Raw genomic sequence first — 21,355 nt, 5'->3', positions numbered from 1 at the left:
GCGGCGAAACGGGTCGCACTTTCATGAACACTGCTTGGAATAATATAGTAGTTTTCTTCCAATTCTATCCCGACTAATTCCGGTACGCCGTCATATGTAATACAAACGGCTCCAAAACTTCTCATCTCATTACTCAGCACATACATGAAATCGTCCTCTGCATCTTGAACTTCCATTCCAATCATTTCAGCAATCACATCTTTCATCTGTCGCAATTCTGCCGGAAATTGTTTCTGCACATTTCTTTTTGCCACTTGGAACAACTCATTTTCTTTTATTCCCCACATCTCCAACTGCGCCTTTTTTACGGGCATGGTGGCAATTCCATGTTCATTCAATTCAATTAGCACATAGCATACAATCGCCAAATCAAAAAATGGTATATAGGGAGTTTCTTTTAAAAACTCTCTGTTTTTCTCCCTGTTAATCATTTTACACAGCACATTATGTCTCACGTTTTCAAATACTCTCAGTTTTTCCGTCTCCCACTTTTTTGAAAACTTAGAATTCGCATATACTTCTAAAATATCTTTAATGATTTCATCAAGTGCTTTTCCTTCCCGAAAATTCTGATAGAATTCCTCCAAATATATCGTCGGAGAAATGTTGATTCCTTCCTCTATAAAAACAAGCCCTCTCCTTTCTTTCCCATTATTTTTCAGTGTAATATGAACCTCCACTCTTACATTTCTGTTTATATTACTTTCCACTTTCTGCTTTACGGCTGCAATAAATTGACAATATGTTATCATTTTTCCTCCCTGCAGTCCATCTTCAATTATCATCATGGTGAATCTGATGCGAATCGCATCGTTGATTTGAATAAATAGAATATTATGTGTTTTCATTATAGAGTAAGAGTAGTTTTTTTGCAATACTTTTTATTTTTTGCTCGCATTCTTTTTCTTTCTTCGCTATAATACATACTGTATGACATAATTAAGGGAGGAAATCAAATGAAATGTTCACGTTGCGGTTCAGAAATGAAAATAAAAAGCGTCAAAGTCGATACGGATATTCACGGCAATCCAATCTATAATAAATATGCTTATTGCTATACTTGCAAAATAAAAAGAAATTTAGGTCAGTTGAAAGCACCAGCAAAACGGTCTCACAAAAGAAAGAGAAAAAAAGGAAAACTTGTTGTCGCCCTTATTCTTATTTTGCTCCTGATTATCGGCATCGGCACTTTCTTTTTTATCAAAAATTTAAAAGAGAAACAATCTCAAAACGAAAGTACGGTTGTAACTCCAACCGGAAACAATAAAATTTCAACAGATTCCTATGAGCAGTTGGAAACCGGAATGCCCTATGATGAAGTGAAAAGTCTTATCGGCAATGCCGGCAACAAACTTTTACAGGTTACTTCTGACGAAAATTCTGCCGAACGTTATCAGTGGATTACAAAAGACGGAGAAGGAACAGTTCTTCTTTCTTTTGAGGACGGAAACCTTATCAGCATTTCTCAGGCAGGAATGGAAACCGGCGGAAGCGTTTCTCTTTCCGACGAAGTAAAAAAGGAAATCAAATCAGATATGAGTTACAAAGAAGTCACTTCTGTCTTAGGTGAGAAGGGAGTACTTTTATCCGAAACTTTGCAAAACGGAACTACGAGCAAATTATACGAGTGGAAAGATTCAAATTCAGGTAAATCTTTCTCCATAGTATTTGTCGAAGACAAACTTCGCTCCTACAATTTCAACGATAAAAAGACTGAACAATAAAATAAGGAGGACATGATGTTATAAGTCATGTCCTCCTTGTTATTTCTTATACTCTTGATAAGTATTCTCCTGTACGTGTATCGATTTTAAGAACATCTCCCTGTTCTACAAATAATGGTACATATACAACTGCTCCCGTTTCAACTGTAGCAGGTTTTGTAGCACCCTGTGCTGTATCACCTTTGAATCCAGGCTCTGTATCTGTAATCTGAAGTTCTACAAATAATGGTGGTTCTACTGCAAATACGTTTCCGTTATGTGAGCAGATTTTAACCATTTCATTTTCTTTTACAAATTTAAGTGCGTCACCAATTGTATCTTCATTTAATGCGATCTGATCATATGTTTCTACGTCCATGAAGTGATATAATTCACTGTCAGAATATAAATACTGCATATCTTTTCTTTCAATGTGTGCTTTAGGGAATTTTTCAGTTGGTCTGAATGTTTTTTCAACGATTCCTCCACTGATGATATTTTTTAATTTTGTTCTTACGAACGCTGCACCTTTTCCAGGTTTTACGTGTTGAAATTCTAAAATCTGATAAATGTTCCCTTCAATTTCAAGAGTAACACCATTTCTAAAATCTCCTGCTGAAATCATTATAATCCTCCTTAATAGTATGTCTGAGACATATTCCATTTCTTTTTACTGCATATAATTCTATAATAGTTTTTACAGTTTTTCAACCTTTTTTTACTTTTTACGTTCTTTCTTGTAGAAATATAGCACGATTTTCTCTAAATATCGCTTCAAAATAATCTGTATTTCTTCCTTTGGGTGAATTGGTTTCACCAAAATATTTCTTATTCCCGTACGCTTTGCTCCGTATACATCAGTAAAGAGCTGGTCTCCGATAAAGATTGTATTGTCCAAATCCGTCCCCATGATTTCCATCGCTTTTTTATAGTTTTTCGTCGATGGTTTATGTGCATCGTAAATGTAATTCACACCAATTTCTTCATTGAACATTTTCACCCTGCCTTCTTTATTATTTGACAAAAGGCAGCACTGGAAACCAATTTCTTGCAAACGTGCAAACAATTTCTTTGCTCTCTCATCTGCCGGTGCTCCGTGAGGTACCAGCGTATTATCTATATCAAATATAAGCCCCCTATATCCCTCTTTATATAAGTCTTCAAACGGAATAATATATGTGGACGCTTCATAATTATCCGGAAAAAATTTCTTAAACATACCTATATCCTTTTCTCTTTCTTCATTAATTCCATTATCTCTTCCTGCTTTGGTATAGAACAGAGCGCTCCCTTTTTCGTTGTAACCAGCGCTCCCGCGCTATTTGCAAAAGCAAGTATCTCACGAAGTTTCTCCTCCGTGAGTGTTTCCAATCCATATTTTAATACCGCATGTATGACACTTCCGCAAAATGTATCACCAGCTCCGGTTGTATCCACTGCCTGCACATTATATCCTTTTTCTTCCACACACATTCCTTTATAATATGCACGGCTTCCTTCTTTTCCAAGTGTCAGGAAGATAAGCGGTATTTTATATTTCTCCTGCAAAATGCAAATTCCTTCATCATAATCTTCTTTGCCGGAAGCAAACTGCAACTCATTATCCGAAATCTTTAATACATCGCATTGCGAGAAACCGTATTCCATCTGTTCTTTTGCAGATTCTAAAGATTCCCACAGAGGTGGTCGTAAATTGGGATCAAATGTAATCAAAAGCCCATTCTTCTTTGCCAACTCCACCGCTTTTTTTGTGGCATTTCTAACACCGTCATGAGTCATTGAAATCGTGCCAAAATGAATTACTCTCGCCTGCCGGATATACTCCTCAGTAACCTCCTCTTCCACCAGCATCATGTCCGCACCCGGATTTCTGTAAAAAGAAAATTCCCTGTCTCCGTCCGGAAGTGTATGAACAAAAGCAAGTGTTGTGTGTACTTCCCTATCTTCATATAATTTTGAAGTATCTATCCCTGCAGTTTCCAACGTCTTTCTCAACTGTATACCAAAAGCATCTTTTCCCACTTTGCCTAAGAAAGAAGTTTTTCTCCCTAATTTATTCAACATGGCAAGCACATTGCATGGCGCACCTCCCGGACACGCCTCAAACATGCTGTTTCCCCTCTCATTTTCTCCATTCATTGTAAAATCAATAAGCAATTCACCCAAAGCAATTACATCATATGTTTTCATTGTTTCACCTTCTCTTTGCCCTTTTTCCTAACGCAAGGCGTTTCCAACGTCCTTCTTAAACTGCTCCCACGCCTTTTCATCTTCAACAAAATATTTCGGACAAATCTTTCCCGTAATATCATAATGACGAATCACATCATTTTCTGTTAAGTCAAATTTTTTACATAACCACGCAGTTAATTGTACCATAGATTTATACGTTTGCCGAGTATATTTTCCATCAGCCTCTTTATGGCATGTTTCAATGGAAACCGTATCCTCATTGCGTGTGTTTGAAGCATAGGCTTCCTCCCACGTAGGGACACACTGCACAATTCCCCCATCTATTCCCACAACAAAATGACTGCTTGCTTTTGTCTGGTGACTGTCCTTTAACCCTTCAAAATAGTTCCTGTTCTGCATCGCAGTCGAACCGGGATTTGCCGTATAATGAATCACAATCCCTGTTATTCTTTTCGTGTTTGTCCCAGGTCTTGAATATGGATTTTTCGTCAGTAACTGTACGTCTATATCCGGCTTACTCTTATCGATATCCGCTCCGCTTTCTTCCATATATTTCGCTTCACTGCTGAATACACCAAAATGAAATATTTTCATCACACTTAATCCGATCAGTATAACGGACATAAGCAAAATTCCCATTCTTGTGTATAACTGCAATATCCTTTTTCTTCTGCGTTTTGTCATTCGTTTCTTTTTCATCTTTTTGTAACCCCGTTTGCTTTTACTAACTGAAATTCTAACATACTTTTATCCGCTTTTTGTAAAAACTTACTTACAAATTTCTTAAGATTATTCCGAGATTTTCTCCGCACAGCATAAAGAAATGGAACGTATCACGTACGCTCCATTCCCTTTTGTTCTTCTTTTATTCGTCTACACTATAGTTTGGTGCTTCTTTTGTAATGTGAATATCATGTGGGTGACTTTCTTTCAAAGATGCCGCTGAAATTTTAACGAATTTTCCCGTCTCTTTTAACGTATCAACCGTAGGTGCTCCGCAGTATCCCATACCTGCACGAAGTCCGCCCATCAACTGGAATACAGTATCTTCAACCGTTCCTTTATAAGCAACACGTCCTTCAACACCTTCCGGAACTAATTTCTTCGCATCTGCCTGGAAATAACGGTCTTTACTTCCGTTTTCCATTGCTGAGATAGAACCCATTCCGCGATATACTTTATATTTTCTTCCCTGGAATAATTCAAATGTTCCCGGGCTTTCATCACAACCTGCAAAGATACTTCCCATCATACATACGTTAGCACCTGCTGCGATTGCTTTTGTCATATCTCCTGAATATTTGATACCACCGTCTGCGATAATTGGAATATTGTATTCTTTTGCCACTTCGTAGCAGTCCATAATTGCAGAAATCTGTGGTACACCGATACCGGCAACAACACGTGTTGTACAGATAGATCCAGGTCCGATACCAACTTTAACAGCATCTACTCCCGCTTCAATCAATGCTCTTGTCGCTTCTCCTGTCGCTACGTTACCTGCAATTACCTGGAGTTCAGGATATTTTTCTTTTACCATTCTCACTGTTTTAAGTACATTTGCCGAATGTCCGTGTGCAGAATCCATAACAACAACGTCTACCTGTGCTTTCACAAGCGCATCTACACGTTCCAGACAGTTTGCAGTGATTCCTACTGCCGCACCGCATAACAAACGTCCTTTTGAATCTTTTGCTGACAATGGATATTTGATCTGTTTTTCAATATCTTTAATTGTAATTAATCCTTTTAAATTAAAATCTTTATCTACAATCGGAAGTTTTTCTTTTCGAGCTTTCGCCAAAATCTGTTTCGCTTCTTCTAAAGTGATTCCTTCCGGTGCAGTAATCAATCCTTCTGAAGTCATAGATTCTTTGATTTTCTTTGTAAAATCTTCTTCAAATTTCAAATCACGGTTTGTAATAATTCCAACTAATTTTTTTCCTTCTGTAATCGGCACACCTGAAATGCGGAATTTAGCCATCAATTCATTAGCATCTGCAAGTGTATGTTCCGGTGATAAATAAAATGGATCTGTGATTACTCCATTTTCTGAACGTTTTACTTTATCTACTTCATCTGCCTGTTCTTCAATTGACATATTCTTATGAATAATACCGATTCCACCCTGTCTTGCCATTGCAATTGCCATGCGGTGTTCTGTAACCGTATCCATTCCTGCACTCATCATTGGTATATTTAACTGAATGCTGTTTGTTAAATTAGTTGTCAAATCCACTTGGTTTGGAATAACCTCTGAATATGCAGGTACTAAAAGTACATCATCAAATGTAATTCCTTCTCCAATAATTTTTCCCATGATTTTCCTTCCTCTCTTTCGTCTCTTGTTACATTGTTACTTTCTGTTCTAAATATTAATAAGTACTACTTATTATATTTCTTTTTTTATAAGGTAGTGTTATATTACATAAAACTTCCTCTTCTGTCAAGACTAAATAATGACTTTTCTCGGTGCAAGTGTTTTGAACCCGTTTAAAATAGTGTCATTCGGCTCAAAAATCACTTTTATCTTTTGTCCTTTTTGAGAAACAATCAACTCGTACGTCTTGCGTCCCTCTGCCATACTGCTATAGTTATACGTCTTCTCTGCCTGTACAAGCCTAAGTTCACTTGAACCTGTTGGCGCAAGAAGTTCCAGTTCTTCCACATTTGCAGAAAAAACTTTCTTTCTCTTTGAACGTGCTATAATCTTGTCCACGTCGAGTTCTCCGTTTACGAATAAATATTCATATTCTAAATCCATATTTCTAAACAGAAATATGTCTAACGCTATCAATACCATTGTCAGAATAAGGGCAAACGGAGTTTTTAACAAAAGTATGAGCGATACTAACGTAAGAATAATCAGTCCTGCCTTTGCCAACATTACCTTCCCCGTTGTCTTTCGTTTTACCAACTGTTCTGTGTAAAAATCATTCATATCTTTCCTCCATATTATGATGTTCTTATTATTGTATCACATATGAATAAAAAATGTCTACCTCAGACATTTTTTTATCTAAGGTAGACTTATATTTTAAGATGTATTTTTATTCGCTTACATCATTCCCATTCCGCCTGCTCCTGCCGGCATTGGCGGAACATCTTCTTTGATATTTGCAACAACTGATTCTGTTGTCAGTAATGTAGACGCCACACTTGTCGCATTCTGCAATGCACTTCTTGTAACTTTTGCAGGGTCAAGAATTCCTGCTTCAACCATATCCACATACTCTTCATTATAAGCGTCAAATCCAATACCAACCTGACTTTCTTTTACTTTATTGATAATTACCGAACCTTCCAAACCTGCGTTTGCAGAAATATGGAATAACGGTGCTTCCAATGCTTTCAAAATAATATTTGCGCCTGTCTTTTCATCTCCTTCGAGAGTTTCTGCAAGTTTTGCAACTTTCTTAGAAGCGTGAATATACGCAGAACCGCCTCCTGCTACGATTCCTTCTTCCACTGCCGCTCTTGCTGCTGAAAGCGCATCTTCCATACGAAGTTTTGCTTCTTTCATCTCTGTCTCTGTTGCCGCACCTACACGGATAACCGCAACACCGCCTGCAAGTTTTGCAAGTCTTTCCTGTAATTTTTCTTTATCAAACTCAGATGTTGTTTCTTCAATCTGTGCCTTAATCTGTGCCACGCGGGCATTAATTGCATTTTTATCTCCTAATCCGTCCACGATTACCGTATTTTCTTTCTGTACTTTTACGGATTTAGCACGTCCCAACTGTTCTAAAGTTGTCTCTTTTAAATCTAATCCGAGTTCTTCAGAGATAACCTGACCGCCTGTCAAAATAGCAAGGTCTTCTAACATTGCTTTTCTTCTGTCACCGTATCCCGGCGCTTTTACTGCAACAACGTTGAATGTTCCACGCAGTTTATTTACGATCAATGTTGTGAGCGCTTCGCCTTCAATATCTTCTGCAACAATTAACAGTCTTGCTCCTGACTGAACAATCTGCTCTAATAACGGAAGAAGTTCCTGAATATTAGAAATCTTCTTATCCGTAATTAAGATATATGGATCTTCTAAGTTTGCTTCCATTTTCTCCATATCTGTTGCCATATATGCTGAAATGTAACCTCTGTCAAACTGCATACCTTCCACAAGATCTAATTCTGTCTTCATTGTTTTAGATTCTTCGATTGTGATAACACCATCGTTGGAAACTTTTTCCATCGCATCTGCCACCATAGCGCCTACTTCCGTATCCCCTGCTGAGATTGATGCTACATTTGCAATTCTGTCTTTGCTTTCTACTTTGCTGCTCATAGATGCGATTGCCTCCACGGCAGTTTCCGTCGCTTTTTTCATTCCTTTTCTAAGAACAATCGGGTTTGCTCCTGCTGCAAGATTTTTGATTCCTTCATGAACCATTGCCTGTGCAAGAACTGTGGCTGTTGTTGTTCCGTCGCCTGCTACATCATTTGTTTTTGCCGCAACTTCTTTAATCAACTGTGCTCCCATGTTTTCAAAAGCGTCTTCTAACTCAATTTCTTTTGCGATTGTCACACCGTCATTTGTAATCAATGGTGCTCCGAAAGATTTATCAAGCACAACATTTCTTCCTTTTGGTCCTAATGTTACTCTTACTGTATTTGCTAACTGATTTACTCCTGATTCTAATGCCGCTCTCGCTTCTGCTCCGTATTTAATTTCCTTTGCCATTTCTATCAACCTCCTAAGAAATATTCAATACTATTTAATTACCGCTAAAATATCATTCTGTCTTACTACGATATATTCTTCATCATCTAATTCCACTTCTGTTCCTGAATATTTGGAATAGATTACTTTATCTCCTACTGCAACCTGCATAACCACTTCTTTACCATCAACGTTTCCGCCCGGTCCTACCGCAACAACTTCTGCCTGTTGTGGTTTTTCCTTTGTCTGTCCCGGTAAAACGATACCTGATTTTGTTGTCTCCTCTGCTATTAACTGTTTTAATACAACTCTGTCTCCTAATGGTACTAATTTCATGTCAATTCCTCCTTGAATACTAATTTCATGTTATTAGCACTCAGTTAAAGCGAGTGCTAAATCGCTCTAGTAATAAAATATCACTCTGTTTCTTCTTTGTCAACATACTTTATATTTATTTTATAAAATCCCTTTTCCACCTGAAAACGCACAATCTTCTCATCTTGATTTACATATCTTTCCACAATGCGTCCCTCACATTTTATTCCCACACTGCCTCGATAAATAATACATTCATAGATTCCATCTAACGATATGTCCATAAGATTTTCATCTCTCAAAAGCAAATATATGCTCTCTTCTTTTTTCTCATACCTGATTACATCACAATCATAAAATTTTTCATCTAAAGTCCCATTTGCCAGAAGACTCTTTTTCATTTTAATTTTCGCCTTTGATATTTCCATATTTAAGTTCCTTTCTTTCCATGTATGAAACAAGGGTATCAGTTTTCCCTCCTGATACCCTCATCTCTTTTTATCTGCTTCTGTTTTTTCTAATTCTGTCTAACTCTTCAAATACATAGTCATTAATAACTTTGATGTAAGTTCCCTTCATTCCTGATGAGCGGGATTCAATAACCCCGGCACTTTCAAATTTTCTCAAAGCATTTACAATTACACTTCTTGTAATTCCCACACGGTCTGCAATTTTACTCGCAACCAAAATACCTTCCGTGCCTTCTAACTCATCAAAAATATGAACGATTGCTTCCAACTCTGAAAATGATAATGTGCTGATTGCTGATTTTACAATCTGCTCTTTTCTTGTTTCTGCTGCACTCTCTTCATTTACCGAACGAAGCATCTCCAGCCCTACAACCGTAGTTCCGTATTCACTTAAAATAATATCATCAATCTCATACAAGGCATCTTTCTTGTACATAAATAATGTACCAAGTCTTTCACCTGCAGTATTAATCGGTGTTATCATTGCCTGATATCCTTTTACCACTTCAGGTGTAAATCCTAAAGTCTGCAAATTTACATTTTCTTTCGTGGATAAAATATTTAATAATCTGTCATTTAAAAGTGTATCAATATAAGCACCGATTTCCTCCTGCACAAGTTCATTGATAGGTTCTACTTTATCGCACTCACTGACACCTAAAACTTTTCCTTTTTTACTGATTACCAATACCGTGGAATCCAAAATTTCCGTCAACACTTCACAAATATCGTTAAATACTACCTTACTGGAATCATTGTTATGAAGCAGTTTATTAATTTTTCTTGTCTTGTCTAATAATTGAACACTCATTTTTCTTTCCTCCATATGTTTTCCTTATTATCAACCGGTTCCTATGCTTTAGCATACAAACTTCCAAACATTCTATTACTTCTTCATATTATCATACAATTCCATTTTTTTCAACAAATTTTCGCATTCAACTATTTACTTTTATTTTTTATCTGTGATATACCCGCATTCCTTATCTCCACATAGTAATTTATTACCTTTTTCAACCATATATCTATTACATTTTGGACATTTTTCTTTGGAAGGTTTCTGCCATGACATAAAATCACAATCCGGATTATCCTCACAGCCATAGTATTTTCTTCCTTTTTTGGTCTTTCTAAGCACAATATCCTTTCCGCATTTTGGACAAGGCACACCTATCTTTTCCAAATATGGTTTTGTATTTCGACATTCAGGAAATCCCGGACATGCCAGAAAGCGTCCGTGTGGACCATATTTGATAACCATATTTCTTCCACACTCCTCACAGATTACATCTGTAACTTCGTCTTCTATCTTAACGCTCTCCAGTTCTTTCTCTGCCTTTTCCACCGCTTCTTCCAAATCCGGATAGAAGTTTCTGATAACAGATTTCCATTCAACCGCACCTTCTTCCACTCTGTCGAGAAGTCCTTCCATATTTGCGGTAAAATTCACATCGACAATACTTGGGAAAGATGTTTTCATCATATTGTTGACAACTTCACCGATTTCCGTCAAATACAGATTTTTCTGTTCCTTAGACACATAGCGGCGCGCAATAATTGTGGAAATTGTCGGAGCATACGTACTCGGACGTCCAATTCCAAGTTCTTCCAAAATTTTTACAAGCGAAGCCTCTGTGTAATGCGCAGGCGGCTGTGTGAAATGCTGTTTCGTCTCAATATCCTCTTTTGTCAACTTCGTATCTGTCGTAATGCTTTTTACGAGAACATTGTTTTCTGCTTTCTCCTCATCTGATTCAATATAAACAGATCTAAAACCTTCAAATACAATCTTTGATGCCGACACATGAAATCTATATTCACCTGCCCCAATACTTACGGAAGTTGTCTCGTATTTTGCAGGTTTCATTCTGCTCGCCACAAATCTTTTCCAAATCAACTGATACAGACGGAACTGTTCCCTTGTCAGGGATTCTTTCAGAGATACCGGTGTTCTCGTAACATCTGTAGGACGGATAGCCTCGTGTGCATCTTGGATTTTCTTTCCCGTCTCTTTCTTAGGTTCTGTCTCCGACACGAACCCGTCCCCATATATATCTTTTATATATTCTCTCACACTGCTTTCCGCCTCATCGGAAACTCTTGTTGAGTCTGTACGGAGATATGTGATAATACCGACTGTTCCCTGTCCTTTTATATCTATTCCTTCATATAGTTGCTGCGCAATTCGCATTGTTTTCTGTGTCGCAAAATTCAATGCTTTCGACGCTTCCTGCTGCAGTGTACTTGTCGTAAATGGCAGCGGCGCTTTTTTCAAACGTTCACTTTTCTTTACTTCAGTCACTTTATATTCTTCATTTTCTATCTGTCCTAAAATATTATCCAACTCTTCTTTCGAGCGAATCGTCATTTTTTGTTTTTCCGTACCGTAAAACTTCGCTACAAGAGGTTTCTTTTCCCCTTCAACTTTCAGCACTGTGTCGATCGTCCAATATTCTTCCGGAATAAACGCATCAATCTCTTCTTCTCTATCTGCGATAATTCGAAGTGCCACAGACTGCACTCGTCCTGCACTTAACCCTCTTTTTACCTTTGCCCAAAGAAGAGGACTGATTCTGTAACCTACAATTCTGTCCAATGCCCTTCTAGCCTGCTGTGAGTCCACAAGATCCATATTGATTTCTCGCGCTTCTTTTATCGCTGATTTAACAGCATTTTTCGTAATTTCGTTAAAACTGATTCGGTACACTTTCTTACCTTCCAATTTCAGCGCCACGTACAAATGCCACGCAATCGCTTCTCCTTCGCGGTCGGGGTCAGTTGCAAGATACACTTTATCCGCTTTTTTTACTTCCTTTCGTAAATTGGCAAGAATCTCCCCTTTTCCTCTGATTGTAATATATTTCGGTTCAAAGTCATTCTCTACGTCAATTCCAAACTGACTTTTTGGAAAATCCCTTACATGACCGTTTGACGCCATTACCACATAACTGCTTCCCAAAAACTTCTTTATTGTTTTTACTTTTGCCGGTGATTCTACAATCACAAGATTTCGTGCCATAATTATATTCCTCCAAAATCAATTAGTTCTCAGCCTAATTGCTTTTCACATAATAATTTTTTGATATTTCTCTTATATATCCCTGCATTTCTAAAGATACCAGTTGATTTATCAACTGTGGAATCTCCATTTTCGTTTCCATCATTAATTGATTTACGTTTTTCGGATACAAATCAAGGCAACTATACACCATATTTTCTTCTGTTTCAAGACTTATTTTACTTTTTAACTTCTTTTTCACATCTTCCTTTGTCGAAATACGAAGTTCATCTAACAGATCCTGAGGGGATAAAAGTATGCCCTCTCCCTGCCTGATCAGCATATTACACCCCTTACTCAGTTCACTATTTACAGGCCCCGGAAGTGCATATACTTCTTTTCCCATCTCCAGCGCCATATCCGCCGTAATTAAAGAACCACTCTTTTCTTTTGCTTCTATCACAATAACTATATCCGCCAATGCGCTGATAATTCTGTTTCTCGCCGGAAAATTTCTCGAAAGAGGAGCCGTTCCCAGCGGCTGTTCCGAAAGAATTCCTCCCTTTTCCTGTAAATCCTCATACAAACCAATATTTTCTCGCGGATAACACACATCTACTCCTGAGCCAAGCACCCCGTAGGAGCAGCCACCCACATTCAGCGCTCCTCTTTGCCCTGCTCCGTCTACTCCTCGTGCCAATCCGCTTATAATTTCTATTCCCTGTTCTGCCAGTCTCTCAGCAAATCGGATTGCCATGCTCTCCCCATACGGACTGCATTTTCTTGCACCTACAATCGCAACTTTTAGCGTATCTTTCCTTATCATTTTTCCTTTCAGATAAATGGCATATGGCGGGTTATCCAAATTTTTTAACATGTCAGGATACTCTTCATGAAAAAATGGAAGAAAGTGAATCTTCTTTTCTTTAAGCAGGTTATACTGTTCATCTACTTTCCATTCCTCTATACTTTTTCGTATATATGTACTTGCTTCTTCCTCCACGTAATTTTTCCGTTCATCTTCTTTCATATGATAAAACGCTTCTACAGACTGTATCTTTTCTCTTATCTGCCTTTTATTTCTCCCCGTCAATCCTTTTATATTTGCAAACCAGTATTCATATTTTTCTTCCCGTTCCATTTTTATCTCCTCTTATCAAACATTCGATATCCGACCGCTTCACGCAGATGAGAAAGTTGTATTTTCTCTTCTTCTGCCAAATCCGCTATTGTTCTTGCTACTTTTAATACTTTATGGTATGTTCTTGCCGTTAATTCCATCTGCTCAAATATCTGTCCCATAAATTTCTTTTCTTTTTGTCCGAGTTTACAGTATGTTTCCACCTCCGTGGACGATAACTCCGCATTTGTTTTCGTCTTACCATAACGCTTATACTGCCTGCCCCGCGCTTCACATACTCTTCCCCGAATCACTTCCGAAGTTTCCTCTTCTCTGTCCCCCTCCAAATCATCATACTGTATTTTTGACACCTCTATAGATAAGTCAAACCTGTCTAAAAAAGGCTGACTGAGGTGGTTATAATATTGCTGAATCTGGCCGGGTGTGCATGTGCATTTGTTTAAATCAGGATAGTTTCCGCACGGACACGGATTACATGAACCGACAAGCATAAAATTGCTTGGAAAAACATATACTCCCGATTTCCTCGAAAGCCGGATTACCCTGTCTTCCATCGGCTGCCTGAGTGCATCTAAAACTGATTTTTGAAATTGTGATAACTCATCTAAAAACAGAACCCCGTGATTCGCCATACTGATTTCTCCCGGCATGGCAATATTTCCTCCGCCAATCAGCGATGTTTTTGTCGATGTATGATGAGGTGAACGAAATGGTCTTTCTCTGATAATCGGGTGATTTTCGTCAATCATTCCGAGAATACTGTAAACCTTTGTCACCTCTATACATTCTTCCTCTGTCATCGGGGGACAGATGGTGGGAATTCTGCTTGCAATCATTGTCTTTCCAATGCCCGCCGAACCGATAAATAAAATATTATGGTTGCCTGCAACCGCTATTTCGGTTGCTCTTTTCAGCATTGCCTGCCCCCGCACTTCCGAAAAATCTCCCTCTCTTGTTTCTTCTTTTGCAAGTAACTGCTTTTTCTCCGGAATAAGTTTAATATTCCCGTTAAGATAATCGGCTGCTTCTTTCAGGGTACTGACACCGTACACTTCTATTCCTTCTATAATACTACCTTCTAATCCATTCCCCTTCGGCACAATACACGCCTTATATCCCTGCTGTTTTGCTTCTATTATAATGGGTAAAACTCCGGCTATTTTCTGCACTTTACCGTCCAATCCCAATTCGCCTATAAATAATGTCTGCTGCAGTTTTTTATGGGGAATATAGCCTAGAGATGACAAAATAGATATGGCAATAGGCAGGTCAAAGGCTGAGCCTCTCTTTCTTACGTCTGCCGGCGATAAATTAATCACTATCTTTTTCGACGGTAATAGAAAACCTGAATTACGAATGGCTGTTCTTACCCGCTCTCCAGCCTCCTTTACCTCTGACGATAAATAACCTACCATATGAAACAACGGCAGCCCATTGCTTACGTCCGCTTCTACATGAATGCACTTTACTTCAAGTCCATGTATAGCCGCAGACAACACTGTACTATACATTACATCTTCTCCTTTCATTCTATTGTCTAAATCATTGAAAATTTGGCTGAAACGCCTGATAATTAAGAAAACGATTGTTTTCTGACTGCATTTATGATACCACATTTTTTACTTATATATAACAGAAAGTTTCCCAACCACATTGTCTTGGGAAACTTTCTGTTTCTATTTTAGAAATGATGTATTGATTTCTTTATTTTCTAATTTCAGCATTCCTGACTGATAAGAGAAAACGCACTTACTCGTACATTTCCCACGGTCTGTTTTATTTATATGGAAAAAGTAAAATACTTTTTCTTTATATTGATATTCATATTCCGATTCCACCGTCACTTCAATCAAATCTGCATTTTCCTCCGACGGTTTTACCTTTATCTGATTGTTTTTCAGTTGGAGATAACGAAATTCTTTATCTCCCGTCACATTTCCCGTTGCCTTTTCATATTCTTTCCTGATTTCTCCCTGTGCCTGCTGCGCTGCCTTCTCCAAAACATCTTTTCCATATTGCATCGTCACCTGCACCGGTTTATCCTTTTCAAACCGGACTAAATCTTCGTATTTTTCCATGTTTTCTTTTTCCAGCGCAATGTAGTGTACACCTCTGAACAGATTGGGAATTTCATAGAAATCAATGTTTTCTTCCGTCTTGACCTGATAAGAGGAATCCAAAGGAATTTTATCCAGATAAACTTTCGTGTCTTTAGGCACTTCAAGACGTACCACTTCCTCCACAAACTGCTGATTCCCGTCCACATACCATTCACCATTTCGCCGTATCATAGGAACAATCATTTTTTTATCTTCCTTGCGGTCGCGATAGGAAACCTCAAATTGACGATAATCATTGTTCCCTTTTCCAATCTCCCGCACATCACCTATTCGAGTCTGAAGCGTTCTCGCTTCATCATTTAACTCCTGCGCGGAAATAAACATTTGCTTATTTAAAAATGTATTATCATCTTTTTTAAAATACAGATAATCGTATACTTCATTCCAGTTTCCCTGCAGAACATCTCTCATATATTCCTTAGCAATTCTCTTCGTATTATTCAATCCAAAGTAAGTCCCCAAAACAACGCAAAGCAATATAAATACGCCAATAAATTCTGCTATAATGAGTTTTTTCCCATTTATTTTTGTTTTCTTAGATTCCTCCTCCAGTTTCTCGAAAATATCTTCGTCCTCATTCCACTCTTCGTACATCTCTTCACCTCTATTCCTCTGTTTCCGTTGTTTCCGTTTCTCCCATTGTTTCCATAGACTGAATCAACTGAACATTTGCCTTCTCTGTTTCACTTAAGATAGAATCGTAATATGCGTCAAATTCAGCCGCCTCCATCGTTCCACTGTACCAACTTTTACTTTCAAAATACATTTGCATTTTTTCATCTTCAAATTTTCTTCCGTGTCTGGCAAGAATCTCATTTCTTGCAATCTGAAGTTCCTCCGCCGTTAAAAGTGTCAGTTCTTCCATCGTCAATGCACGGGCATAACTATCCTCAATAATGTAATCTCTCGTCTGTTCCGTCTCCTGTACTTCTGCCACATCTTTCGTCCCAATGGTAATGTCTGCCCCCTCTTTCTCCACAACCGTGTCTTTGGCAGATTCCATGTTTTTTCGATCTATCTTTTTCGCTTCCTCCTGCGTGAGAATGGGCTTCTCATTTTTGCTCTCTTTCTTTTGATTTATCAATAAAACGCCTTCCGTCACCAGCAAAATACAAATGCTCGCTGCCAGTATCAACTCTATCATTCGTGTTTTTTTACTCTTCTTTTCTTTCGTCATGGTATCCCCCTGCTTTCTTACTTCTTTTCTAATATACCATTATTTTACGTTTCACACCACTATTTTCTTTTTGGAAAGGCACAAACACTCTTATTTCGCATAAACTATAATAAAAATATGCTTAGAGGTGCCATTCTTGAAAACATTTCCTGAACCATTGACCGCATCTGAAGAACGTTATTATCTACAAAAATATACAGAGGGCGACCTTGAAGCGAAACATATCTTAATCGAACGAAATCTTCGTCTTGTCGCTCATATCGTAAAAAAATATCAGCATTTGGACGAAGATCCTGAAGATTTGTTATCTATCGGCACGATAGGGCTGATAAAAGCCGTTTCCACCTTTAACCTGGAAAAAGGTAATCGCCTTGCCACATATGCTGCAAGGTGTATCGAAAAAGCGACCCCACCGCTTTGGCTTCACTTGTGAAAAAAGAGGTAAAAGACACACCTTTTTCTTCATGGAGCGTCTATCGCCAGTTTTCCAAACAACTTTCACTGCTTTATAAAGAAGAATATGGCAGGCTGACTTATAAAATCCAATATATCCTCACCTTTCCTTTCAAAATCCCCTCATGGCTTCCCGCACATGAAAAATATCTTCTTGTATATTCTTCTCCTGATTGTTTAGAGAAAACCTCTCAAAAGATACGGTATTTCCGACATAAAAACTGTATGTACGCAAAAGACGTAGCAAAATATCTCGGTATGGACAGAACAAATTACGGTCACTACGAAGAAGTTGCCTATGAATACTGCCCACTTGCTATATTAGAAAAACTTGCTACACTCTACAACATACCCGTTACCGACCTTATGGACAACTATCATCTTTTTCTCTACAACGGACAAGGAAACAGGGTACTGCAATATCGAAAAAATCTACATTTAACTCAACAGGAAATGGCAGACAAGTTAGGAGTCAATCGGACAACCATTCGGCTTTGGGAAAAAGAATTTCACCGCATGACAAGACCGACTTATGAGGCTCTCTTTATCCAAAAAATTCTCGAATGAGTTTCTTCTATAATAAGGCTTGGTTATTAGCGGTACTTCGGGAGAAAGTTTCTGCTTGTCCTCTCCTTGCTTTTTCTTGTCTTTCCAAAGGGGGCTTAGAAAAAAGTTCTCAAAGGCTCCTAAGTGGCTATTACAGTCTGTCAGAGGTAAAAAAGAAGTTTCTTCCCTGTGGAAAAGGCAGACACGTTCCTGTGACTGCCCCTTTCCCTATTTTATCATCTTCTCAACGCCCTCTATGATTGCAACTTTTTCTTCCGTTGACAAATCAAGTCTGTTAAGGTAGGAATATATAAATTCCCCATGTAGTGTAGCAATCTGCTCACCTAAGGTATTGAGATTCTGATTATCCTCCGGATAATGTACAATAATCTCCATACGCCTACCTCTCTTACATATTCTTTTTATCTTATGACTGAAGTTCAATTATCTTGACTGTTCTTTTTCTAGTTCTACATCTTTCATAATTTTTTCTAATTCTTCCAACATTTTCTGAAAGTAAAATGTACGTCTTGGATTCATAAATCCCGTTTCTTCTAATGTTGTCCATAGTTCATTCACTTTTGTAGATACTGACGTAACGTCCTTTTTCACTTCCTCATAACTGAGTATTCTTAATTGTAATATCTCCATACTGAAATTCTCCTCTCTGGCAAGTCTTACAATTTAAGAATCAAAGTCACGATTTACTTATTCGTTGTACGGATGAACCTTATCATTGTAAGTGATACGACCAATTCGATTCACCTCGTGGTCTGTATCACACATTCTTATGGAATATCCCTGCTCAAAGCATGGTTTTCTGTTCCCTACAATTTCTTTTAGTTCTTCATCATCTATATGTAAGAGAGTCGGCTTTGCTAATCCTTTTGAAGAAGTATAAATCTTAGCATGGAGAGGATAGTATTCTAAGCGTGAAGATTTTTTCTTTTTATCTTTGGAAATATTTTCTCCCAACAAATTGCAAAAGTACAAGCCTATATCATTATGATTTCTAAAGTCTGAAATTGTGATATAACCATTTCCCCATATTTTCTCGACTTCATTCTTTAATAATTTTAATCTCTGAACGGAATCCTTTTTCACTAACACATGAATATGCCATGTTCCTTTTTGATGTGGCTCAAATACTGCAATATACTCCATTTCTCCATAGCGATATAGAAATCGTTTCCAAAATTTCTTGAAGTCATTTTTACATTTCGCCATATCGTCTGTCGGCTCTGCATAAGTAAGGGTAATATGTCTTTCCCAATCCTCTCCCTTAAAATTCATGTTAATGTACTGTCTGAGATAGGAGAATTTCTTATTCATGCTCTTTCTTCGGTTACTGTCAATCATTTCTTGTGACTTTTCTACATGAGCATATTCCTTTATCTCCCCTGTACTTTTCACAACATAATGGTCTTTGTCAATCTTTTCGATGTCTGAAAATCCTTTGGTGTTTCGTTTTCTTGTTACTGTCACATCAATAATGTCATTGGTAATACATACCGTAACATTATCCGCCGAAGTTATCTTAACCTTGTCTACCTTTCTTACATATGTATTACTGCTATTGTTTATTTTTTCGGTCATAGCATAACCCTCCTTTAATTTGGTACAGAACCTTGTCTGTTCCTCTCTAACTCGTAAATGGAGCGGTTACGCCTCCTCAAAAATTTATTGTTTACAATTTGTTCATATTTTCGTCTGTTGTTTTCCTAATAATCAAGTCTTTTTCTTACAAAAGAAAAGAGAGATCTCATTTCTGAAATCTCCCTTATACATAGATCTTTATAAACTTATCAAACTGATGTATTCCTTTATTCTTTCCCTGATTCAAAAAGAATTTGTCCGGCATGTACTTTTATCACATATTTATTATTACTACTTACAAAATCATAGCCTTCCGTAGAAGACTGTGAATGGAATGATTCTTCTATTACATTTGAAATTATGTTTCTCATTTCATCTGTAATTCCAAAATCCGAATAAAATACCTGCATACTTTTTACCATAGCATCAAGATAATAATTTGCCAATTCTTCTTCGCTGTTAAAGTAGTTTAACCAATCTTTTATATCTACATGATTCCACATATCTCCTACTTCTAATATCATACGTGGACTTCCATTTATCACCGTATCATCTTGTTTTGTATCATATCCAACTCTTAGTTCAGGCATAATCTCAAAACCATGTGAATCTCTGCCATTATTTCCATACGGACTACTGACAATTTTTCTGATTTTTTCATAATAATCTGCATAAACCATATCAGAATCATTCAATTCTGGAATAACTAAATTATCATAATCAACCCATTCAACTTGATTCCATTTTAGTCCTGTGTCAAGAGATTCTAATTTGGTATATGTAGAAACAACGTATGTTCCTCTTTCTGCTTCACCTAATTGTAATGTTTCTTCTCCTACACCATAATATCCACTGTTATAATTATTTATCTGTACTGTCCATTCGTCTAGTTGTTCACTAAAAGCATTATACTTTTCCAAAAACTTCTTATCAGAATCCTCATACACATGTTTTCCTAAATATACGTCTTCTGTTAACTTTTGGGATTCTTGCGCTATCTTCTTAATAATTTGGAATACTTCTTCTGCTTTTTCTCTTGATAATCTTCCTTGTTCCAAAAAACCTTGTTCTACATTTTCATATTTTGTATTTTCAATCAAAGCAGTATTATAGAAGAACTTTTCCATTTCTTCTGTATTTGCAAAAAATGCCTCTGGTGTATCAAAAACAGATAAGTTCTGAAAAGCCGTCAAAAATCCTTGAAAATCTATTGTTTCTGCGTCTTTCTCTCCCTTTTCAAGAATCTCTTTCAGTTTCTTTTTCTTCCCACTATTTTCTTCTTTTTTATCCTCTTTCACAATTTGATTTGAGTCTTTCTGCACTTTTTCCTGCTTATTTCCGCAGGCACCCATACTTATACTCATGCAAATAAGTAATAGAATGATATTTATTCTTTTTCTCATTACTTTTCTCTCCAATCTTATAATAAATTCATAATCTGCCTTATTACATTCTCATTCATTTCTTGATAAATGGTTCTTGTATCTCCGTCATGTTCATTTTCTTTTTGGATTTTTCTAGGAGTATCACTAAAATCTTCTATCCACCGAACTTTTATTCCTTTTGCATTATACAATTCAGGAATCGTTCGTATTTGATTATCTACCACCACACCAATCGCTTTTACTTTTAAATCTTGAGTTGGCATAAATCGTGTCTTTATAAATATAAAATCACCTATTTCAATAGAACGAAACAACTCATAGTATTTTGGCTTTTCTTCTTCTTTAAAACCAATTACCACAGCATTTTCTTTTAAACACTCCTTTGTAATGTCCCCTTCTTTCTCTGGAAAATATGCACCAATTCCCCACACTTTCATATAACTTCCTCCTTCTATAAAACTCTTTTCTTTTTATTTTAGGTCAAATACACCCTAATAGTAAATAGGTCATACTGCCATAATTAAACTAATTGATAACATTTTAGAAAAAGAGGGTGATTTTTATTTCTCGATTAAAAGATTTACTGGTCCTATGTCAA

The 21,355-nt window shown here is 37.2% G+C and carries 23 protein-coding genes and 1 pseudogene; 3 read left to right on the top strand and 21 right to left on the bottom strand.

Annotated elements, in window-relative coordinates:
* Positions 1 to 752 (bottom strand): DUF5688 family protein (locus ACYQ35_RS11625; RefSeq protein WP_459833753.1); only part of this gene is annotated, 752 nt, incomplete at its 3' end.
* A 204-nt stretch (positions 753 to 956) separates the two neighbouring features.
* Between ACYQ35_RS11625 and ACYQ35_RS11620 the strand changes: the two genes are divergently transcribed.
* Positions 957 to 1,724 carry a DUF3862 domain-containing protein gene (locus ACYQ35_RS11620; RefSeq protein WP_009757210.1) on the top strand — a complete coding sequence of 256 codons (768 nt, stop codon included), beginning with the start codon at positions 957 to 959 and terminating at the stop codon, positions 1,722 to 1,724.
* Between the two features lie 46 nt (positions 1,725 to 1,770).
* On the opposite strand, the gene efp is transcribed toward ACYQ35_RS11620, so the two are convergent.
* The 15 genes from efp to ACYQ35_RS11545 all read right to left on the bottom strand — a co-directional run bounded on the left by efp (position 1,771) and on the right by ACYQ35_RS11545 (position 16,777).
* Positions 1,771 to 2,328, bottom strand: coding sequence for an elongation factor P (gene efp / locus ACYQ35_RS11615; RefSeq protein ID WP_459833749.1), 558 nt, complete (start codon positions 2,326 to 2,328; stop codon positions 1,771 to 1,773).
* A 93-nt stretch (positions 2,329 to 2,421) separates the two neighbouring features.
* Entirely contained in the window at positions 2,422 to 2,922 is a 501-nt protein-coding gene (locus ACYQ35_RS11610; protein ID WP_009757212.1) for a YqeG family HAD IIIA-type phosphatase, read from the bottom strand.
* A gap of 2 nt (positions 2,923 to 2,924) precedes the next feature.
* Entirely contained in the window at positions 2,925 to 3,893 is a 969-nt protein-coding gene (locus tag ACYQ35_RS11605; protein ID WP_459833743.1) for a carbohydrate kinase family protein, read from the bottom strand.
* A 27-nt stretch (positions 3,894 to 3,920) separates the two neighbouring features.
* Positions 3,921 to 4,595 (bottom strand): peptidoglycan recognition protein family protein, encoded by a 675-nt coding sequence (locus ACYQ35_RS11600; RefSeq protein ID WP_016361556.1) that lies wholly within the window; start codon positions 4,593 to 4,595, stop codon positions 3,921 to 3,923.
* Positions 4,596 to 4,761: 166 nt separating this feature from the next.
* The gene (gene guaB, locus ACYQ35_RS11595; RefSeq protein ID WP_009757215.1) at positions 4,762 to 6,216 is read right to left on the bottom strand and encodes an IMP dehydrogenase; all 1,455 of its coding nucleotides are present in this window, start codon (positions 6,214 to 6,216) and stop codon (positions 4,762 to 4,764) included.
* A 132-nt stretch (positions 6,217 to 6,348) separates the two neighbouring features.
* Positions 6,349 to 6,837, bottom strand: coding sequence for a DUF6106 family protein (locus tag ACYQ35_RS11590; protein WP_009757216.1), 489 nt, complete (start codon positions 6,835 to 6,837; stop codon positions 6,349 to 6,351).
* A 117-nt stretch (positions 6,838 to 6,954) separates the two neighbouring features.
* Positions 6,955 to 8,577: a chaperonin GroEL gene (gene groL / locus ACYQ35_RS11585; RefSeq protein WP_009757217.1), complete on the bottom strand. Its 1,623-nt coding sequence runs from the start codon at positions 8,575 to 8,577 to the stop codon at positions 6,955 to 6,957.
* Positions 8,578 to 8,607: 30 nt separating this feature from the next.
* Complete coding sequence (locus ACYQ35_RS11580) at positions 8,608 to 8,892, bottom strand: co-chaperone GroES (protein ID WP_009757218.1); 285 nt, start codon at positions 8,890 to 8,892, stop codon at positions 8,608 to 8,610.
* 80 nt (positions 8,893 to 8,972) lie between these two features.
* Complete coding sequence (locus ACYQ35_RS11575) at positions 8,973 to 9,299, bottom strand: hypothetical protein (protein ID WP_009757219.1); 327 nt, start codon at positions 9,297 to 9,299, stop codon at positions 8,973 to 8,975.
* Between the two features lie 70 nt (positions 9,300 to 9,369).
* Positions 9,370 to 10,152 carry a GTP-sensing pleiotropic transcriptional regulator CodY gene (gene codY / locus ACYQ35_RS11570; RefSeq protein WP_009757220.1) on the bottom strand — a complete coding sequence of 261 codons (783 nt, stop codon included), beginning with the start codon at positions 10,150 to 10,152 and terminating at the stop codon, positions 9,370 to 9,372.
* Positions 10,153 to 10,293: 141 nt separating this feature from the next.
* Entirely contained in the window at positions 10,294 to 12,360 is a 2,067-nt protein-coding gene (gene topA / locus ACYQ35_RS11565; protein ID WP_459833732.1) for a type I DNA topoisomerase, read from the bottom strand.
* A gap of 34 nt (positions 12,361 to 12,394) precedes the next feature.
* On the bottom strand, positions 12,395 to 13,480 hold the full coding sequence (dprA, locus tag ACYQ35_RS11560) for a DNA-processing protein DprA (protein ID WP_459833729.1): 1,086 nt from the start codon (positions 13,478 to 13,480) through the stop codon (positions 12,395 to 12,397).
* Between the two features lie 2 nt (positions 13,481 to 13,482).
* Complete coding sequence (locus tag ACYQ35_RS11555; RefSeq protein WP_459833725.1) at positions 13,483 to 14,991, bottom strand: YifB family Mg chelatase-like AAA ATPase; 1,509 nt, start codon at positions 14,989 to 14,991, stop codon at positions 13,483 to 13,485.
* 165 nt (positions 14,992 to 15,156) lie between these two features.
* A complete protein-coding gene (locus ACYQ35_RS11550) occupies positions 15,157 to 16,194 on the bottom strand; it encodes a hypothetical protein (protein WP_009757224.1) in 1,038 nt (345 codons plus the stop codon).
* Positions 16,195 to 16,204: 10 nt separating this feature from the next.
* Positions 16,205 to 16,777: a YARHG domain-containing protein gene (locus ACYQ35_RS11545; RefSeq protein WP_009757225.1), complete on the bottom strand. Its 573-nt coding sequence runs from the start codon at positions 16,775 to 16,777 to the stop codon at positions 16,205 to 16,207.
* A gap of 136 nt (positions 16,778 to 16,913) precedes the next feature.
* Here ACYQ35_RS11545 and ACYQ35_RS11540 point away from each other — a divergent pair.
* Together ACYQ35_RS11540 and ACYQ35_RS11535 are read left to right on the top strand one after the other, a co-directional pair.
* A pseudogene (locus ACYQ35_RS11540) lies at positions 16,914 to 17,177 on the top strand (sigma-70 family RNA polymerase sigma factor); the annotation flags it as partial.
* A gap of 29 nt (positions 17,178 to 17,206) precedes the next feature.
* Positions 17,207 to 17,797, top strand: a complete 591-nt coding sequence (locus tag ACYQ35_RS11535) for a helix-turn-helix transcriptional regulator (RefSeq protein ID WP_459833720.1) — start codon at positions 17,207 to 17,209, stop codon at positions 17,795 to 17,797.
* Between the two features lie 207 nt (positions 17,798 to 18,004).
* On the opposite strand, the gene ACYQ35_RS11530 is transcribed toward ACYQ35_RS11535, so the two are convergent.
* From ACYQ35_RS11530 to ACYQ35_RS11510, 5 genes are all read right to left on the bottom strand, one after another.
* The gene (locus tag ACYQ35_RS11530; RefSeq protein WP_162858230.1) at positions 18,005 to 18,172 is read right to left on the bottom strand and encodes a hypothetical protein; all 168 of its coding nucleotides are present in this window, start codon (positions 18,170 to 18,172) and stop codon (positions 18,005 to 18,007) included.
* Positions 18,173 to 18,220: 48 nt separating this feature from the next.
* Positions 18,221 to 18,427 (bottom strand): hypothetical protein, encoded by a 207-nt coding sequence (locus ACYQ35_RS11525; protein ID WP_459833716.1) that lies wholly within the window; start codon positions 18,425 to 18,427, stop codon positions 18,221 to 18,223.
* Between the two features lie 57 nt (positions 18,428 to 18,484).
* The gene (locus tag ACYQ35_RS11520) at positions 18,485 to 19,372 is read right to left on the bottom strand and encodes a rolling circle replication-associated protein (RefSeq protein ID WP_459833712.1); all 888 of its coding nucleotides are present in this window, start codon (positions 19,370 to 19,372) and stop codon (positions 18,485 to 18,487) included.
* A 227-nt stretch (positions 19,373 to 19,599) separates the two neighbouring features.
* Positions 19,600 to 20,775, bottom strand: coding sequence for a hypothetical protein (locus ACYQ35_RS11515; protein ID WP_459833709.1), 1,176 nt, complete (start codon positions 20,773 to 20,775; stop codon positions 19,600 to 19,602).
* A 17-nt stretch (positions 20,776 to 20,792) separates the two neighbouring features.
* Positions 20,793 to 21,194 carry a hypothetical protein gene (locus ACYQ35_RS11510; protein ID WP_459833706.1) on the bottom strand — a complete coding sequence of 134 codons (402 nt, stop codon included), beginning with the start codon at positions 21,192 to 21,194 and terminating at the stop codon, positions 20,793 to 20,795.
* Positions 21,195 to 21,355: the final 161 nt, after the last annotated feature.

It is taken from the genome of Faecalimonas hominis, from assembly GCF_054660755.1.
Note: the sequence above shows the minus strand (reverse complement) of the source record. Positions and strands in the feature narration are given on the sequence as shown.

Excerpts from the sequence above, each read along its gene's own strand:
- ACYQ35_RS11620 (WP_009757210.1), top strand. The coding sequence starts at position 957 with ATGAAATGTTCACGTTGCGGTTCAGAAATGAAAATAAAAAGCGTCAAA.
- efp (WP_459833749.1), bottom strand. The coding sequence starts at position 2,328 with ATGATTTCAGCAGGAGATTTTAGAAATGGTGTTACTCTTGAAATTGAA.
- ACYQ35_RS11610 (WP_009757212.1), bottom strand. The coding sequence starts at position 2,922 with ATGTTTAAGAAATTTTTTCCGGATAATTATGAAGCGTCCACATATATT.
- ACYQ35_RS11605 (WP_459833743.1), bottom strand. The coding sequence starts at position 3,893 with ATGAAAACATATGATGTAATTGCTTTGGGTGAATTGCTTATTGATTTT.
- ACYQ35_RS11600 (WP_016361556.1), bottom strand. The coding sequence starts at position 4,595 with ATGAAAAAGAAACGAATGACAAAACGCAGAAGAAAAAGGATATTGCAG.
- guaB (WP_009757215.1), bottom strand. The coding sequence starts at position 6,216 with ATGGGAAAAATTATTGGAGAAGGAATTACATTTGATGATGTACTTTTA.
- ACYQ35_RS11590 (WP_009757216.1), bottom strand. The coding sequence starts at position 6,837 with ATGAATGATTTTTACACAGAACAGTTGGTAAAACGAAAGACAACGGGG.
- groL (WP_009757217.1), bottom strand. The coding sequence starts at position 8,577 with ATGGCAAAGGAAATTAAATACGGAGCAGAAGCGAGAGCGGCATTAGAA.
- ACYQ35_RS11580 (WP_009757218.1), bottom strand. The coding sequence starts at position 8,892 with ATGAAATTAGTACCATTAGGAGACAGAGTTGTATTAAAACAGTTAATA.
- ACYQ35_RS11575 (WP_009757219.1), bottom strand. The coding sequence starts at position 9,299 with ATGGAAATATCAAAGGCGAAAATTAAAATGAAAAAGAGTCTTCTGGCA.
- codY (WP_009757220.1), bottom strand. The coding sequence starts at position 10,152 with ATGAGTGTTCAATTATTAGACAAGACAAGAAAAATTAATAAACTGCTT.
- topA (WP_459833732.1), bottom strand. The coding sequence starts at position 12,360 with ATGGCACGAAATCTTGTGATTGTAGAATCACCGGCAAAAGTAAAAACA.
- dprA (WP_459833729.1), bottom strand. The coding sequence starts at position 13,480 with ATGGAACGGGAAGAAAAATATGAATACTGGTTTGCAAATATAAAAGGA.
- ACYQ35_RS11555 (WP_459833725.1), bottom strand. The coding sequence starts at position 14,991 with ATGTATAGTACAGTGTTGTCTGCGGCTATACATGGACTTGAAGTAAAG.
- ACYQ35_RS11550 (WP_009757224.1), bottom strand. The coding sequence starts at position 16,194 with ATGTACGAAGAGTGGAATGAGGACGAAGATATTTTCGAGAAACTGGAG.
- ACYQ35_RS11545 (WP_009757225.1), bottom strand. The coding sequence starts at position 16,777 with ATGACGAAAGAAAAGAAGAGTAAAAAAACACGAATGATAGAGTTGATA.
- ACYQ35_RS11530 (WP_162858230.1), bottom strand. The coding sequence starts at position 18,172 with ATGGAGATTATTGTACATTATCCGGAGGATAATCAGAATCTCAATACC.
- ACYQ35_RS11525 (WP_459833716.1), bottom strand. The coding sequence starts at position 18,427 with ATGGAGATATTACAATTAAGAATACTCAGTTATGAGGAAGTGAAAAAG.
- ACYQ35_RS11520 (WP_459833712.1), bottom strand. The coding sequence starts at position 19,372 with ATGACCGAAAAAATAAACAATAGCAGTAATACATATGTAAGAAAGGTA.
- ACYQ35_RS11515 (WP_459833709.1), bottom strand. The coding sequence starts at position 20,775 with ATGAGAAAAAGAATAAATATCATTCTATTACTTATTTGCATGAGTATA.
- ACYQ35_RS11510 (WP_459833706.1), bottom strand. The coding sequence starts at position 21,194 with ATGAAAGTGTGGGGAATTGGTGCATATTTTCCAGAGAAAGAAGGGGAC.